At 67.5% G+C, this 14,912-nt stretch carries 16 protein-coding genes; 15 read left to right on the top strand and 1 reads right to left on the bottom strand.

Annotation, left to right across the window (positions count from 1 at the left end):
• The first annotated feature begins 39 nt into the window (after positions 1-39).
• The 9 genes from hydA (at position 40) to E3O60_RS10975 (ending at position 10,079) form a co-directional block, all read left to right on the top strand.
• Positions 40-1,491, top strand: coding sequence for a dihydropyrimidinase (gene hydA / locus E3O60_RS11015; RefSeq protein WP_103478531.1), 1,452 nt, complete (start codon positions 40-42; stop codon positions 1,489-1,491).
• 11 nt (positions 1,492-1,502) lie between these two features.
• Positions 1,503-2,519, top strand: coding sequence for a TIGR03842 family LLM class F420-dependent oxidoreductase (locus E3O60_RS11010; RefSeq protein WP_088457445.1), 1,017 nt, complete (start codon positions 1,503-1,505; stop codon positions 2,517-2,519).
• Positions 2,516-3,460 (top strand): ABC transporter permease, encoded by a 945-nt coding sequence (locus tag E3O60_RS11005; protein WP_103478532.1) that lies wholly within the window; start codon positions 2,516-2,518, stop codon positions 3,458-3,460. Before E3O60_RS11010 ends, E3O60_RS11005 begins: the two co-directional genes overlap by 4 nt.
• On the top strand, positions 3,457-4,284 hold the full coding sequence (locus E3O60_RS11000; protein ID WP_103478533.1) for an ABC transporter ATP-binding protein: 828 nt from the start codon (positions 3,457-3,459) through the stop codon (positions 4,282-4,284). The genes E3O60_RS11005 and E3O60_RS11000 overlap by 4 nt, the downstream gene beginning before the upstream one ends.
• Positions 4,281-5,105 carry an ABC transporter permease gene (locus E3O60_RS10995; protein WP_103478534.1) on the top strand — a complete coding sequence of 275 codons (825 nt, stop codon included), beginning with the start codon at positions 4,281-4,283 and terminating at the stop codon, positions 5,103-5,105. Before E3O60_RS11000 ends, E3O60_RS10995 begins: the two co-directional genes overlap by 4 nt.
• A gap of 60 nt (positions 5,106-5,165) precedes the next feature.
• The gene (locus E3O60_RS10990) at positions 5,166-6,317 is read left to right on the top strand and encodes an ABC transporter substrate-binding protein (RefSeq protein ID WP_134498073.1); all 1,152 of its coding nucleotides are present in this window, start codon (positions 5,166-5,168) and stop codon (positions 6,315-6,317) included.
• A gap of 101 nt (positions 6,318-6,418) precedes the next feature.
• Positions 6,419-7,750, top strand: coding sequence for an aspartate aminotransferase family protein (locus E3O60_RS10985; protein ID WP_134498095.1), 1,332 nt, complete (start codon positions 6,419-6,421; stop codon positions 7,748-7,750).
• Positions 7,751-7,866: 116 nt separating this feature from the next.
• Positions 7,867-9,366, top strand: a complete 1,500-nt coding sequence (locus E3O60_RS10980; protein ID WP_134498071.1) for a CoA-acylating methylmalonate-semialdehyde dehydrogenase — start codon at positions 7,867-7,869, stop codon at positions 9,364-9,366.
• Between the two features lie 116 nt (positions 9,367-9,482).
• The gene (locus tag E3O60_RS10975; RefSeq protein ID WP_088457439.1) at positions 9,483-10,079 is read left to right on the top strand and encodes a putative glycolipid-binding domain-containing protein; all 597 of its coding nucleotides are present in this window, start codon (positions 9,483-9,485) and stop codon (positions 10,077-10,079) included.
• Between the two features lie 88 nt (positions 10,080-10,167).
• Here E3O60_RS10975 and E3O60_RS10970 read toward each other — a convergent pair whose 3' ends face one another.
• The gene (locus E3O60_RS10970; protein WP_088457438.1) at positions 10,168-10,446 is read right to left on the bottom strand and encodes a GlsB/YeaQ/YmgE family stress response membrane protein; all 279 of its coding nucleotides are present in this window, start codon (positions 10,444-10,446) and stop codon (positions 10,168-10,170) included.
• Positions 10,447-10,591: 145 nt separating this feature from the next.
• Here E3O60_RS10970 and E3O60_RS10965 point away from each other — a divergent pair, with 145 nt between their 5' ends.
• From E3O60_RS10965 to E3O60_RS19105, 6 genes are all read left to right on the top strand, one after another.
• Complete coding sequence (locus tag E3O60_RS10965) at positions 10,592-11,254, top strand: response regulator transcription factor (RefSeq protein WP_088457437.1); 663 nt, start codon at positions 10,592-10,594, stop codon at positions 11,252-11,254.
• Between the two features lie 125 nt (positions 11,255-11,379).
• A complete protein-coding gene (locus tag E3O60_RS10960; RefSeq protein WP_198414960.1) occupies positions 11,380-11,790 on the top strand; it encodes a hypothetical protein in 411 nt (136 codons plus the stop codon).
• Between the two features lie 110 nt (positions 11,791-11,900).
• Complete coding sequence (locus E3O60_RS10955; RefSeq protein WP_103460942.1) at positions 11,901-13,517, top strand: xylulokinase; 1,617 nt, start codon at positions 11,901-11,903, stop codon at positions 13,515-13,517.
• A 101-nt stretch (positions 13,518-13,618) separates the two neighbouring features.
• Positions 13,619-14,080: a hypothetical protein gene (locus E3O60_RS10950; RefSeq protein ID WP_103478540.1), complete on the top strand. Its 462-nt coding sequence runs from the start codon at positions 13,619-13,621 to the stop codon at positions 14,078-14,080.
• Between the two features lie 72 nt (positions 14,081-14,152).
• A complete protein-coding gene (locus tag E3O60_RS19110) occupies positions 14,153-14,428 on the top strand; it encodes a hypothetical protein (RefSeq protein ID WP_370291522.1) in 276 nt (91 codons plus the stop codon).
• Complete coding sequence (locus E3O60_RS19105) at positions 14,425-14,676, top strand: hypothetical protein (protein WP_341476107.1); 252 nt, start codon at positions 14,425-14,427, stop codon at positions 14,674-14,676. The genes E3O60_RS19110 and E3O60_RS19105 overlap by 4 nt, the downstream gene beginning before the upstream one ends.
• Positions 14,677-14,912: the final 236 nt, after the last annotated feature.

Here is a 14,912-nt window from a genome sequence, read left to right as displayed (position 1 = left end):
ACGGGCGCGACCCGCAGACGAAGCAGCGAACAGGAGAACATCGTGAAGACCCTGATCAAGAACGGCACCGTGGTCAATTCCACGGGAACGGCCACAGCGGATGTGCTGATCGACGGCGAGAGAATCGCCGCGGTGCTCGCACCCGGCTCCACCCTGCTCGGCTTCGACATCGAGCGGAACGTCGACACCGTCATCGACGCGGCCGGCAAGTACGTCATCCCCGGCGGCATCGACGCGCACACCCACATGCAGATGCCGTTCGGCGGCACCGAGGCCAGCGACACCTTCGAGACCGGCACCCGCGCCGCGGCGTGGGGTGGCACCACGAGCATCGTCGACTTCGTGGTGCAGTACGCCGGCGAAAACGTGCTTGACCAGTACCACCTCTGGCAGGAAAAGGCCCGGGGCGAGTGCGCCATCGACTACGGCTTCCACCAGATCCTCTCCGACGTGCAGGACTCCTCCCTCGTCGCGATGGACGAACTCGTCAACGAGGGCGTCTCCAGCTTCAAGCTGTTCATGGCCTACAAGGGAGTGTTCCTCTCCGACGACGGCCAGATCGTCAAGGCCATGCAGAAGGCAGCGAGCAACGGCAGCATGATCATGATGCACGCCGAGAACGGCAGCGTCATCGACTTGCTCGTGCAGCAGGCCGTCGCCGCCGGCAACACCACGCCCTACTATCACGGCCTCACCCGGCCCTGGCAGGCCGAGGAGGAGGCCACCCACCGGGCGATCATGCTCGCCAACCTCACCGGGGCGCCGCTCTACGTGGTGCACGTGAGCGCCAAGCAGGCCGTGGAGCAGATCGCCGTCGCCCGGGACCGCGGCCAGAACGTGTTCGGCGAGACCTGCCCGCAGTACCTCTATCTCTCACTCGAGGACCAGCTCGGTGCCCACAGCGAGGAGTGGGGCGACTTCGAGGGCGCCAAATGGGTCTGTTCGACACCGCTTCGCTCCAAGGCAGAGGGCCACCAGCACCACATGTGGCAGAGCCTGCGCACCAACGACATCCAGATGGTCTCCACCGACCACTGCCCGTTCTGCATGAAGGGACAGAAAGACATGGGGCTCACCGACTTCTCCAAGATCCCCAACGGCATCGGGTCGGTCGAACACCGGATGGACCTGCTCTACCAGGGCGTCGTCGACAAGCAGATCTCCCTCGAACGCTGGGTGGAGGTCACCTCCACCACCCCGGCGCGGATGTTCGGTATGTACGGCACCAAGGGTGTCATCCAGCCCGGTGCCGACGGCGACGTGGTGGTCTACGACCCCAATGGCCACACTTCCATCGGGATGCCCGAAGCCGGCCTGGACAAGACCCACCACATGAACATGGACTACTCCGCCTACGAGGGCTTCGAGATCGACGGCCACGTCGACACCGTGCTCTCCCGCGGCAAGGTCGTCATCGACGACAACGCGTACCTCGGCGCCAAGGGTGATGGCAAGTACATCAAACGCGGCCTCAGCCAGTACCTGATCTAGGCGGGAACCCCATGGACTTCGGCGCAGTACTCCAGACCAACCCGCCCTCGGCGCGCACCGTGCAGCTGGCCCAGTTGGCCGAGAACCACGGCTTCAGCCACGTGTGGACCTTCGACTCGCACCTGCTCTGGCAGGAACCCTATGTGATCTACAGCAAGATCTTGAGCGAGACCCGCAAGGTGATCGTGGGCCCGATGGTCACCAACCCGGCCACCAGGGACTGGACCGTCACGGCGTCCACCTACGCCACCCTCAACGAGATGTACGGCAACCGCACCATCTGCGGGATCGGGCGTGGCGACTCCGCGGTGCGGGTCACCAACGGCCGGCCCAGCACCCTGAAGACGCTGCGCGAATCGATTCACGTCATCCGTGAACTCGCCAACTCCCGGGCGGTCGAGTACAACGGTGCCACCCTCCAGTTCCCCTGGAGCAGGGGCTCCACCCTCGACGTGTGGGTGGCCGCCTACGGCCCGCTGGCGCTCAAGCTCACCGGCGAGGTCGGCGACGGGTTCATCCTGCAGATGGCCGACCTCGACGTGGCCGAATGGATGATCAAGACCGTGCGCACCGCCGCCGAGAACGTGGGTCGCGACCCTGACGCCATCAAGTTCTGCGTGGCCGCGCCGATGTACATCGGTGACGACATCCAGCACATGCGCGACCAGAACCGCTGGTTCGGCGGCATGGTCGGCAACCACGTGGCCGACATCGTGGAGAAGTACGGCCAGTCCGGGGCGGTGCCGCAGGCCCTGACCGACTACATCAAGGGCCGCGAGGGCTACGACTACAACGAGCACGGTCGCGCCGGCAACACCCACGCCGACTTCGTGCCCGACGAGATCGTCGACAGGTTCTGCCTGCTCGGGCCGGCCGAGGCTCACATCGAGAAGTTGAAGGCGCTCAAGGAACTCGGCGTCGACCAGTTCGCCGGCTACCTGCAGCACGACAATAAAGAAGAGACGTTGCGGGTCTACGGCGAAACCGTGATCCCCGCCCTCGCCAACCACATCACGGCCAAGGCATGACCCCGGCCGGCTCCGTGCGCACCGGACCCGCGAGGTCCAGCGCGGCGGCGCGGGGCCGGGCCTGGCTGGGGCAGGGGATGCCGCGGCGCATCCTGGTGGGCGCCCTCGGCCTGCTTGTGCTCGCCGTGCTCTGGGAGCTCTACATCTTCTTCGGCCCCGAAGACGGCGTGGTCATCGGCGGTCTCACCGTGCTGCCGCGGGCCAGCGAGATGGCGATGCCGCACCTGTGGGTGATGCTCGAGCGCATCCTGGAGCCCGTCACCGGCAGCGCCAGCGCGGTACCGATGTGGCAGGCCGTTTTCGAAGCGTCCCTGTTCACCCTGGGCATCTCGGCCGTCGGCTGGATCGTCGGCGTCTCGGTGGGCCTGGCCCTGGCACTGCTGATGCAGCGCTTCGCGCTGGCCGAATCGGCCATCCTGCCCTGGGTCATCCTCAGCCAGACCGTGCCGCTGATCGCGCTGGCCCCGCTGGTGCGGCGGTGGGGCGCGCAGCTTGAGTTCGGCGCCTTCACCTGGGAGAACTGGATGTCGGTGGCGCTGATCGCGTCCTACCTCGCCTTCTTCCCGGTCTCGATCGGCGCGCTCAAGGGCCTCGGCTCCCCGGACACCAACCACGTTGACCTGATGCACTGCTACGCGGTGGGCTGGTGGAAGACGCTCTGGCGGCTGCGGTTGCCGGCCAGCGTGGGCTACCTGCTGCCTGCCCTCCGCCTCGCGGCGGCCAGCGCCGTGATCGGCAGCGTCGTCGCCGAGGTGTCGATCGGTCTGCGCGGCGGCATCGGCCGGCTCATCGTCGAATACGCCGGCGCCGCCGGCAGCGACCCTGGCAAGCCCTGGGCCCCCATCTTCGGGTCGATCCTGGTCGGCCTCGTCGCCGCCGGTTTTGTCGGCCTGATCTCACTGTTCCTACGTCGATTCCGCAGGGGAGAGGTGGCCGCATGACCACGGCAGCAGCACCGGTACAGCACGCCGTGGAGGTGACCGACGTCAGCCGGGTCTTCGCCGGCCGCAAGGGCGCATCCGTCACGGCCCTGGATGCGGTGAGCCTCACCGTCGCCCCCGGCGAATTCGTTTCGCTGATCGGGCCCAGCGGCTGCGGCAAGAGCACCCTGCTCCGGCTGATCGCCGACCTCGACACCCCCACCAGCGGGACGATCAAGGTGTTCGGCAAGACCGCCAGTCAGGCGCGCATCGATCAGGACTACGGCATCGCCTTCCAACAGGCCGGCCTGCTGCCCTGGCGCACGGTGACCGGCAACATCGAACTGCCGCTGGAGCTGCACGGCGCCGGCAAGGCCGCCCGCCGCGAGCGCGCCGCGGAGCTGATCGAACTTGTCGGCCTGAGCGACTTCGCCGGGCACTACCCCGACCAGCTCTCCGGCGGCATGCAGCAGCGGGTGGCCATCGCCCGCTCGCTGGCCGAAAGCCCGAGCCTGCTGTTGATGGACGAACCGTTCGGCGCGCTCGACGAGATGACCCGGGAGCGCATGCAGAACGAGCTCGTGCGCATCTGCGCCGAGACCAGCGCCGCCGTCGTCTTCGTCACCCACTCCATCCCCGAGGCGGTGTTCCTCTCCAACCGGGTGGTGGTGATGTCGCCGCGGCCCGGCCGCATCCGCGACGTGCTCGGCGTGAACCTCGGCCGCATGAGCGACCGCGGCGAGAATCTGCGCGAAGACGCGGACTTCTTCCACTCGGTCAGCCAGGTGCGCGAGCTGCTGCACGGCAGCGCCCCCACCGGGCCGCGCGGGGTCGAGACGCGATGAGCGCCGGCGCGAGCACGCGCGTGGCTGCGCAGGCCGGGCCGGGCCGGCCGGGCGCATCGGGCTCCGGCCTGGCCCGCACCGTGCTGCCACCGGTGCTGCTCGGCGTGGCCGCGATCCTGCTCTGGCAGGGCGTCGTCACCGTGCTGGCGATCAAGCCGTTCATCCTCCCCGGGCCCTTCGCGATCGGTGAGCAGTTCATCACCAACCTGCAGAACGTCGTCGGGGGCTCGGTCGTCACCGGGCGCAACGCCCTGATCGGCCTGGTGCTCGGCGCGATCGTGGGTGTGCTGCTGGCCATCCTCTCGGCCCTGGTGGGGATCTTCGACGAGATGGCCGCCCCCATCGTCGCCGCCGTCGCCGTGGTGCCGATCGTCGCGCTGGCGCCCGTGCTCTACACGATGTTCGGCGCCAACGCCGAGACCGCCCGGCAGCTCGTGGCCGCGCTGGCGGTCTTCGTGCCGGTCTACTTCAACACTCTCAAAGGGCTGCGGATGGTGCGCCCGGTGCACCGCGACCTGATGCGCTCCTACGCCGCCTCGAGCTGGCAGGCCACCAAGACCGTCACCCTGCCCACCGCGGTGCCGTTCGTGTTCACGGGCCTGCGCATTGCGTCCTCGCTCGCCGTGATCTCCGCCCTCATCGCCGAGTACTTCGGCGGCCCGGTCGGGGGCCTGGGCAAGTCGATCACCTCGGCCGCGTCCAGCAGTAACTACGGGCTGGCCTGGGCCTACGTGCTCGGCTCCATCATCCTCGGACTCCTCTTCTATTGCGCGGCTCTCTGCCTGGAAAAACTGGTCAGCCGCCGCGCCCCCACCGCTTGACCATCCCGCACCGCAGCATCCCGACACAGCACCCCCGCAGCAGTACCTCAGGAGGAACCCATGAAACACAGCACTCGATGGCTCACAACGGCCGGCGCCGTCGCGGCGGCCAGCGCCCTCGTTCTCACCGGATGCACCGCCTCCGGCGATACCGCACCGACCGAGGACTCCGCCGGCGGCGACCTCACCCCGGTCACCCTGCAGTTGCAGTGGGTGGCCCAGGCCCAGTTCGCCGGCTACTACGCGGCCGTCGACCAGGGCTACTACGAGGAGGAAGGCCTCGACGTGACCATCGAGGAGGGCGGCGCCGACATCGTTCCGCAGGACGTGCTCGCGTCCGGCGACGTGGACTACGCCATCTCCTGGGTGCCCAAGGTGCTCGGCTCCATCGAGCAGGGTGCCAACATCACCGACGTCGCCCAGATCTTCGAGCGCAGCGCCACCACCCAGATCTCATTCACGGACAAGAACATCACCAGCCCGGCCGACCTGGCCGGCAAGAACGTGGGCAGCTGGGGCTACGGCAACGAGTGGGAACTCTTCGCCGGCATGCAGCAGGCCGGCGTCGAGGTCGGCGACATCAGCCTCGTGCAGCAGGCCTTCGACATGAACGCCTTCCTCGCCGGTGACATCGACGCGGCCCAGGCGATGACCTACAACGAATACGCCCAGGTGCTGGAAACCATCAACCCCGACACCGGCGAGCTCTACCAGCCAGAGGACCTCAACGTCATCGACTGGAACGAGGAGGGCACCGCGATGCTCCAGGACGCCATCTGGGCCAACACCGACAAGCTCGCCGACGACGAGGCCTACGCCGACCAGACCGTGAAGTTCATCAAGGCCTCCATCAAGGGCTGGATCTACGCCGCCGAGGACCCCGAAGACGCCGCGACCATCGTGGCCGATGCCGGCTCGGCCCTGCCCGCCGGGCACCAGCTGTGGATGACCAACGAGGTCAGCAAGCTGATCTTCCCGTCCACGAACGGCGTCGGCCTGATCGACGAGGCCGCCTGGGCCAACACCGTCGACATCGCCATGAACACCAAGAACGAAACCGGTGGCACCATCATCACCACAGACCCGCCCGAAACCGCGTACTCCAACGAGTACGTGCAACAGGCCCTGGATGAGCTGACCGAGGAGGGAGTCGACGTCATGGGCGCCGACTGGGCTCCGATCGACGTCACCCTCAAGGAGGGCGGCGAGTAAAACAACCTCCGCACCGGGCGGCTGCCGAGCGCAGCCGCCCGGTGCACCACCGCTCCGGTACCCGCGGGGCACAGAGCAGAAGGAACAACATCGTGACCGACATCGACACCGGCACAACCACCGACACGAAGCCCGGGCTGAACGAGCGCACCGCCGAACTCGACCGCGCCCACGTCTTCCACTCCTGGTCCGCCCAGGGGGCACTGAAGCCCCTCGTCATCGCCGGCGGCCTCGGCTGCCGGGTCTGGGACCACGACGGGCGCAGCTACCTCGACTTCTCCAGTCAGCTGGTCAACGTCAACATCGGCCACCAGCATCCGGCCGTGATCAAGGGCATCATCGAGCAGGCGCAGCTGCTCACCACCATCGCGCCGTCCACCGCCAACCTGGCCCGCGGCGAGGCCGCCAAACGCATCGTCGACCGGGCACCCGACGGCTTCAACAAGGTCTTCTTCACCAACGGCGGTGCGGATGCCAACGAGAACGCCATCAGGATGGCCCGGCTGCACACCGGCCGCGACACCGTGCTCTCCACCTACCGCTCGTACCACGGCAACACCGGCGCTGCCATCGTCGCCACCGGCGACTGGCGCCGCATCCCCAACGAGTTCGCCCGCGGACACGTGCACTTCTTCGGCCCGTACCTCTACCGCAGCGAGTTCTGGGCGACGACGCCCGAGCAGGAATGCGAGAGGGCCCTGCACCACCTGGAGCGGGTCATCCAGAGCGAGGGTGCCACCTCCATCGCGGCCGTGCTGCTCGAGTCCATCCCCGGCACCGCCGGGGTGTTGATGCCGCCGCCGGGCTACCTCGCCGGGGTGCGCGCACTCTGCGATCGGTACGGCATCATGCTGATCCTCGACGAGGTGATGGTGGGCTTCGGCCGCACCGGACGCTGGTTCGCGTTCGACGGCACCGGCGTGGTGCCCGACCTGATCACCTTCGCCAAGGGCGTCAACTCCGGTTACGTGCCCGTCGGCGGGGTGATCATCTCGGACGCCATCGCCGCGGACTTCGACGACACGGTGTTCCCCGGCGGGCTCACCTACAGCGGACATCCGCTGGCGATGGCCTCGATCGTCGCCGCGCTGGACGCCATGGCGGAGGAGGGCATCGTGGCCAACGCCGCCCGGATCGGCACCGAGGCCATCGGCCCGGGGCTGGCGGCACTCAAGGCCAAGCACCCGATCATCGGGGAGGTGCGTGGCGAGGGCGTCTTCTGGGCGATCGAGCTCGTGGCCGACCCGGAGAGCAGGGCGCCCGTGCCGCCGGCGGTGATGGCCCGCATCAAGACCGAGCTACTGGCCCGCAACCTGCTGCCCTTCATCATGGACAACCGTATCCACGTGGTGCCGCCCTGCGTCGTGACCGACTCCGAGGTGGCCGAGGCCCTGGCCATCTACGACGAGGTCCTCTCCCTGGACCTTCTCTAACAGCCCATCGCTGGTCGAGCTTGTCGAGACCCGCGACCAAATCTCACAACGTAGACACGGTCACCGGATCTCGACAAGCTCGATCAACGGACAACACCCCAACAGAATCGACTGACATGAACGGCCTTCCCGTCCTCACCCACTGGATCGACGGCGCCCCAGGCGCCGGAAGCTCCACGCGTACCGCCCCCGTCTACAACCCCGCCACCGGCGCAGTGCAGCGCCTGGTCTCCCTGGCCTCCGCCGCCGATGTGGACACCGTTGTCGCGTCGGCCCAGGCCGCGTACCCCGCCTGGCGGGACGCCTCCATTGCCAAGCGCCAGGGCGTCATGTTCGCCTTCCGCGAGCTCCTCAATGCGCGCAAGGGCGAGCTGGCCGACATCCTCACCAATGAGCACGGCAAGGTCACCTCCGACGCCCTCGGCGAGATCGCCCGCGGCCTCGAGGTCGTCGAGTTCGCGCTCGGCCTGCCGCACCTGTCCAAGGGCGAGTTCTCCGAGAACGTCTCCACCGGCGTCGACGTGTACACCTTGCGCCAGCCGCTCGGCGTGGTCGGCATCATCAGCCCGTTCAACTTCCCGGCCATGGTGCCGCTCTGGTTCTTCCCGATCGCCATTGCCGCGGGCAACACCGTTGTGCTCAAGCCCAGCGAGAAGGACCCGTCCGCCGCCAACTGGCTCGCCGCGCTGCTTACCGAGGCCGGCCTGCCTGACGGTGTCTTCAATGTCGTGCACGGCGACAAGGAGGCCGTCGACGCGCTCCTGGTCAACCCCGACGTGCAGGCCATCTCCTTCGTCGGTTCCACCCCCATCGCCAAGTACATCTACGAGACCGCCGCCCACCACGGTAAGCGGGTGCAGGCCCTCGGCGGCGCCAAGAACCACATGCTGGTGCTGCCGGATGCCGACCTCGACCTCGCCGCGGATGCCGCCGTCAACGCCGGCTTCGGCTCGGCGGGGGAGCGCTGCATGGCCATCAGCGTGATCGTGGCCGTCGAACCCGTCGCCGATGAGCTGATCTCCAAGATCGCCGACCGCGTCAAGGGACTGAAAGTGGGCGACGGCATGCGCGGCTGCGACATGGGCCCGCTGATCACCGAGGCGCACCGCGATAAGGTCGCCGGTTACATCGACATCGCCCTGGCCGATGGCGCGGAGGTCGTGATCGACGGTCGCGGCATCGAGGTGAACGGCGAGGCATCCGGCTTCTGGCTCGGCCCCACCCTGTTCGACAAGGTCAGCCTGGACTCCGCCGTCTATAAGGACGAGATCTTCGGCCCGGTGCTGAGTGTCTTGCGGGTGGCCAGCTACACCGACGGCGTGGCCGTCATCAACGCAAGCCGTTACGGCAACGGCACCGCCATCTTCACCAATGACGGCGGCGCAGCCAGGCGCTTCCAGCACGAGGTGCAGGTGGGCATGGTCGGCATCAACGTGCCGATCCCGGTGCCCGTGGCCTACCACTCGTTCGGTGGCTGGAAGGACTCCCTGTTCGGCGACGCCAAGGCCTACGGCCCCGCCGGCATCAACTTCTACACCCGGGAGAAGGCCGTCACCGCCCGTTGGCTCGACCCCAGCCACGGCGGCATCAACCTGGGCTTTCCGCAGAACACCTAGCCCAGTACGTGAAGGCGGACTTCTTCCCGACACGCTGCGTTTTGGGTACACCTGGAACGGCGATTGGTGAAGAAGTCCGCCTTTACGTGCCGGCGTCACCCAGGCAACATGGGCGCATGAAGCAATCGGATGTGGCCTGGCGAGGGCAGGACGACCCTGACCGCATCGATCGGGCGTTGATCGAGATCGGGGAGAGCGGCCTGAAGGCCGAGGGAACCTCGGTCACGGTCGGCTATGCCACCGCCTGGTCGTTGGACGCCACCGATGCCTGGTGCACCTTGACGGTCGACATCAGTGCGCACGGCGCCGGTTGGATGCGTTCACTCGCGCTGACCCGGGATCAGAACAACCACTGGGCAGCCGTGACCCAGGTGCAGGGCGATGCCGGTCTTCCGCCCGCCGGCCTTGCGGAACCAGGCAGCATCGACGGTGCGCTCGACTGCGACATCGGCCTGTGCCCTGTGACGAACACCATGCCGATCCGGCGCCTGCGGCTGCTGAATGGGAACGTGCCGGAGACCGCGCTGGTGATGGCCTGGATCGAGATACCGTCCCTGCGGGTGATTCGGAGCGACCAGGTGTATGCCTCGTCGACGCCCGGCCGGGTCCGGTACCGCGGCGCCGGTGGTGACGATCAGGTCGAGTTGACCGTCGACTCCGACGGCATTGTGGTCGGTTACCCGGGCTTGGCGACCCGGCTCGCCAAGCGTTGATGCCATCATCCTCCGCCGGGCCTGTCAGGGTTGCGCTCCCTGCATGCGGCCCCGGTGACCTGCCAGGTGGCGGCCACCGGGAGACCGGCTAGTGCTGAACGCTGCGCCGATTGCTGACGCGGATGTAAACCAGGAGCACGATGATCGCGCCGATGATGGATCCGATGATGCCGGCCGGCTGGAAGAAGCCGTCCATGGGGTCGTGCTGGAAGATCAGGAAGCCGAGGAACCCGCCGACGAAGGAACCGATGATGCCCAGCACGATGGTCATCGGGATGCTAATGTTCTGCCGACCGGGCACGACGAGGCGGGCGACGGCGCCGGCGATGATGCCGACGACGATGAGGCTGATGATGAGACCAAGCATTGTGGTCTCCTTCCTGTTTGATGGGGCTGAGCCTTCGATGTGACCAGCGGTTGCTGGGCGATAAACAGCAAATCACCCAGAAGGAGGCGGCGGCACACCCCTAGGGGTGTAACTGCCGGGCCGGCAGAAGCTGTAGCGTCCTACTATGTCTTCGACCCAGCCCGTGACTGTCGCCCTGGTCGATGACTATGACATCGTGCTGAAGGGCCTGGCGCACATGTTCGATCACTATCGGGATCGTGTGCTTGTTGCGGAGATCGATGCGAATGCGGCTCTCTCCGACACAACCGACATCGTGCTGTACGACTCCTTCGCCCAGCCCGAGTCCGATCTGTCCGAGCTCACGGCCCTCGTGCGAAACCCGCGAGCCCGTCGCGTCGTCGTGTACACCTGGAATTTCCAGCCCTCGCTCATCGATGATGCGTTGGAGCGGGGCGTCAGCGGTTACCTGTCGAAGACGCTGCCCGCCCGCGACCTGGTCGCGGCCCTGGAGTCGGTGCACGCCGGTGAGATCGTGGTGAGCGATCCGCCGAAGCGAGCGGGCAGCGCTCCCGGACTGGACTGGCCCGGGCGTCGCGAAGGAATCACAGACCGTGAATCCGAGATCCTGGCGCTCATCACCCAGGGCAAGAGTAACGCCGAGGTGGCCGCGCTCACCTACCTCAGTCCCAACACCGTGAAGTCCTATATCCGCAGCGTCTACGGCAAGATCGGGGTCGCCAGCCGTACCCAGGCTGTGCTCTGGGGTGTCGGCCACGGGTTCGCCCCGGACCACCATCGAATCGACAGCTGGCTCGGCGGTCCCTGAGTCAGGCACACCGGATGCGCCGGTGCCCCATTCGCGCCCGCCGAGCAGGATCGAAGAAGCACACCTGCCGGGTTGCTTCTACAGTGGGTGCCAGAGACGCAACCTTGACCAGTGAGGAACAGATCGTGAGCGAAACCTTCAGCAAAGAGGAGAAAGCCGCCATGCGGGCGGCCGCGGCAGAGGCCAAGGCCGCAAAACTGGGCGCCGACCTCGAAGCCGCGTGCCTGGCGGCGATCGCCGAGATGTCCGGCACCGACCAGGAACTGGCCGAGACTTTGCACCGATTGGTGAAGGAGAACACCGACCTGGGTGCCAAGACCTGGTACGGCATGCCGGCGTATACGGACTCCGACGGCAAGGTGGTGGTCTTTTTCCAGAGCGCCGCCAAATTCAAGGTGCGCTATGCCACCATCGGCTTCCAGCCGGACGCCAACCTCGACGACGGAAACCTCTGGCCCACCTCATTCGCGGTGACCAAGCTCACCGCCGAGGACCAGAGGCGACTCGTCGAGCTGTTGGAGAAGGCCGTCGCCTGACGGACACCCGACCGCCTGCCCCACCCGCGTCAACCGGAGCTTCACGCCGAATACCTGGCGGCGATTCACAACGTTGCAAAAGGTGCCCGGCCATCCGCCATAATCGAGATATGACTAGCAACGATGCACTCGACGCCGCCCGGACCGCAATTCTCAGCGGACGGACGTCCCTGGGGATCGAGCTGGGGTCGACCCGCATCAAGGCCTGCCTGATCGGCGAGGACCCGGCTGACGTCCTCTCCGTCGGCAGCCACGAGTGGGAGAACCAGTTCGTCGATCGGGTCTGGACGTACTCGTTGGCAGACGTGTGGACGGGCATCCAGGCCGCTCACGCTGCCCTCGTCGCCGATGTCGAAAAGCAGTACGGGGTTCGCCTGGAAAGCTACAGTGCTGTCGGCGTTTCGGCGATGATGCACGGCTATCTCGCGTTCGACGCCGCCGGCGAGCAGCTGGTTCCGTTCCGCACCTGGCGCAACACCACCACAGGTCCCGCGGCGACCGAGCTGACCGAGCTGTTCGGAGTGAACATTCCGCTGCGCTGGTCGATCGCGCACCTGCACCAGGCGGTCGTCGACCACGAGCCGCACGTGGCGCAGCTCGACTTCATCACGACCCTCGCCGGCTACGTGCACTGGCAGCTCACCGGCCGCAAGGTCCTGGGCGTCGGCGATGCCTCGGGCATGTTCCCCATCGACGCCGCCACCGCGGACTACGACGCCGAGCTCCTCGCCCGATACGACGGCCTGGTCGCCGAGTCCGCTCCCGACCTCAACCTGGCCGCACTCCTGCCCACCGTGCTGGTGGCCGGCCAGCCGGCAGGCGAGCTCACGGCGGCGGGCGCGGCCCTTCTCGACCCGACCGGTGCCCTGCGTCCAGGCGCCGTGCTGTGCCCGCCCGAGGGCGACGCCGGCACGGGCATGGTCGCGACCTGTTCCGTCGCCCCGCGCACCGGTAACGTCAGCGCCGGCACCAGCATCTTCGCGATGGTTGTGCTCGAGCGCCCCCTCAAAAAGGTGCACCACGAACTCGACCTGGTCACCACCCCGGCCGGCGATCCCGTCGCGATGGTGCACTGCAACAACGGGGCAAGCGAGCTCGCCGCGTGGGCCGGGATGTTCGGCCGCTTCGCCGCGGCCAGCGGTAACCCCGTTGCCAGCGACGCGGTATTCGACGCCCTGTTCCGTGAGGCGCTCGACGGTGACGCGGATGCCGGCGGCCTGTTGGCCTACAACCACCTGGCCGGCGAGCCCATCGCCGGCCTCACCGAGGGGCGGCCGCTCTTCGTGCGCACCCCCGACAGCCGGCTCACCCTCGCCAACTTCATGCGCGCGCAGCTCTACGGAGTGTTCGGCACGCTCAGCCTCGGCATGCGCGTTCTCGCCGAGGAGGGCGTCGAACTCGACGCGATGTTCGCGCACGGTGGGCTCTTCCGCACCGCCGGTGTCGCCCAGCGATTCCTCGCCGGCGCCTTGGATGCCCCGGTCTCGGTCGCCGAGACGGCATCGGAGGGCGGCGCCTGGGGCATCGCGGTCCTGGCGTCCTACACGGCGGCCACAGCATCCGGCGTCGACCTCGACCTGGACGGGTACCTGCGTGAGCGAGTGTTCGTGGGGCAAGAATTCGAGACCGTCGCCCCCGACCCTGTCGACGTCGCCGGCTTCGCCGACTACCTGGACCGCTACCACGCGGGTCTTGCCGTCGAACGGGCTGCCGTCGACACGCTCTAAGCCGAGCTCCACCGCACACGTCCCAATTGCGATGCGGCTGCACGAATTGCCGCAGCCTGAATCGTCCCAGTGAGCTGTGGCATTGGGCATAGGCTCTGGCCATGCTTCGCATCCGAAAGACGCGGTGGAAGGTCGCCTACATTGCCGCCGGTCTGACCGTCTTGGCACTCAACAGCGCGGCCTTTCCGCACACCGTCACGAATCCGATTTTTGCGGTGGAGGGCATCCTGCTGTACCTGCTCCTCTATTTCGGTGGTGTGCGGTCCTTCCGTGGTGCAGACGAGCCGGTTGAGCCGCCACGCGCCTGGTGGCGGATGACCTCGCGACCACGGGCCGGCTTCGTGGTCGGATCGTTGCTGGTCCTGAGCGTCGCCAACTGGATGTTCTCGGTCGCCACGGGGGCGACCGACGTGGCACTCGCAGGCGTGCTCGGTGTGATCGCTGATGCGTTGCTGGCTTTCCTGTACTTCAGGTCCTCGGTCCGGCTGCACCGAGTGCTCCCTCGCATCGTGCCCCAGCGAACCGTCCAGGACCCGCCGCAGTGGAAACCCATCAGGCGTTGACCGGGTGCGCCCGCGATGAGTCGGACGGCCATGGCCTCCGCCGACGGTGCCCTTCCGCTTCGGCCCCGCCGAGTGCTGGTTGCCGGGGTGTCCGGTACGGGCAAAACCACCCTCGCCGCGCGGATCGCCGTGATCACCGGGGGCGCACACACGGAGATCGACGCGCTGTTCCACGGCCCGAAGTGGGTGCCCCGGCCGGAATTCGCCGATGATGTGCGCGGTTTCATCGCCGCGGAGTCATGGACGACCGAATGGCAGTACAGCGCCGCCCGCGAGGTGCTTGCCGAACGTGCCGATCTGCTCGTGTGGCTCGATCTGCCGTTCTGCGCGTCACGCTTCCCCGGGTGATCCGCCGTACCATCCGCCGCCGGGTTCGCCGCGAGGAGTTGTGGAACGGCAACGTCGAGCCACCCATCCGCACGCTGCTCAGTGACCGTGAGCACATCGTGCGGTGGGCGATCTCGACCCGGCGGAAATACGACGAACGGGTGCCGGCGCTGGAACTTGCGCACCCCCACCTCGTCGTCGTGAGGCTGCGATCGCAGCGTGAGGTCGAGCGGTGGCTGGGCGGGGCTCTCGCTGACGCGGTGCGCTAGCGGGGCACCGCCGGTGCGGTGGGCCGGTTAGTCCGGCGGCTCAACGTGCTCGCCGAACGGCGGAAGGTTGATGTCTTCCTCGTTGACCTCCACGTCCCCGAAATCGTCCGGTCCGCCCGTGCCCGGCGCCACCTTCACCTTGTCCGCGACGTCCGGGTCGACAGCCGCCGGCGGTGACTCGTCCTGTTTGGCTTGCGTGTCCGTTTCACTCGCCGGACGTCCAGGAATACCGCCCG

It is taken from the genome of Cryobacterium sp. TMB1-7 (genome assembly GCF_004402435.1).
Lineage (GTDB): Bacteria > Actinomycetota > Actinomycetes > Actinomycetales > Microbacteriaceae > Cryobacterium > Cryobacterium zongtaii.
This window is presented reverse-complemented; position numbering and strand designations above follow the sequence as displayed.

Bases quoted from the DNA above. Each gene is read 5' to 3' on its own strand.
- E3O60_RS11010 (WP_088457445.1), top strand. From the start codon at position 1,503: ATGGACTTCGGCGCAGTACTCCAGACCAACCCGCCCTCGGCGCGCACC.
- E3O60_RS11005 (WP_103478532.1), top strand. From the start codon at position 2,516: ATGACCCCGGCCGGCTCCGTGCGCACCGGACCCGCGAGGTCCAGCGCG.
- E3O60_RS11000 (WP_103478533.1), top strand. From the start codon at position 3,457: ATGACCACGGCAGCAGCACCGGTACAGCACGCCGTGGAGGTGACCGAC.
- E3O60_RS10995 (WP_103478534.1), top strand. From the start codon at position 4,281: ATGAGCGCCGGCGCGAGCACGCGCGTGGCTGCGCAGGCCGGGCCGGGC.
- E3O60_RS10990 (WP_134498073.1), top strand. From the start codon at position 5,166: ATGAAACACAGCACTCGATGGCTCACAACGGCCGGCGCCGTCGCGGCG.
- E3O60_RS10980 (WP_134498071.1), top strand. From the start codon at position 7,867: ATGAACGGCCTTCCCGTCCTCACCCACTGGATCGACGGCGCCCCAGGC.
- E3O60_RS10975 (WP_088457439.1), top strand. From the start codon at position 9,483: ATGAAGCAATCGGATGTGGCCTGGCGAGGGCAGGACGACCCTGACCGC.
- E3O60_RS10970 (WP_088457438.1), bottom strand. From the start codon at position 10,446: ATGCTTGGTCTCATCATCAGCCTCATCGTCGTCGGCATCATCGCCGGC.
- E3O60_RS10965 (WP_088457437.1), top strand. From the start codon at position 10,592: ATGTCTTCGACCCAGCCCGTGACTGTCGCCCTGGTCGATGACTATGAC.
- E3O60_RS10955 (WP_103460942.1), top strand. From the start codon at position 11,901: ATGACTAGCAACGATGCACTCGACGCCGCCCGGACCGCAATTCTCAGC.
- E3O60_RS10950 (WP_103478540.1), top strand. From the start codon at position 13,619: ATGCTTCGCATCCGAAAGACGCGGTGGAAGGTCGCCTACATTGCCGCC.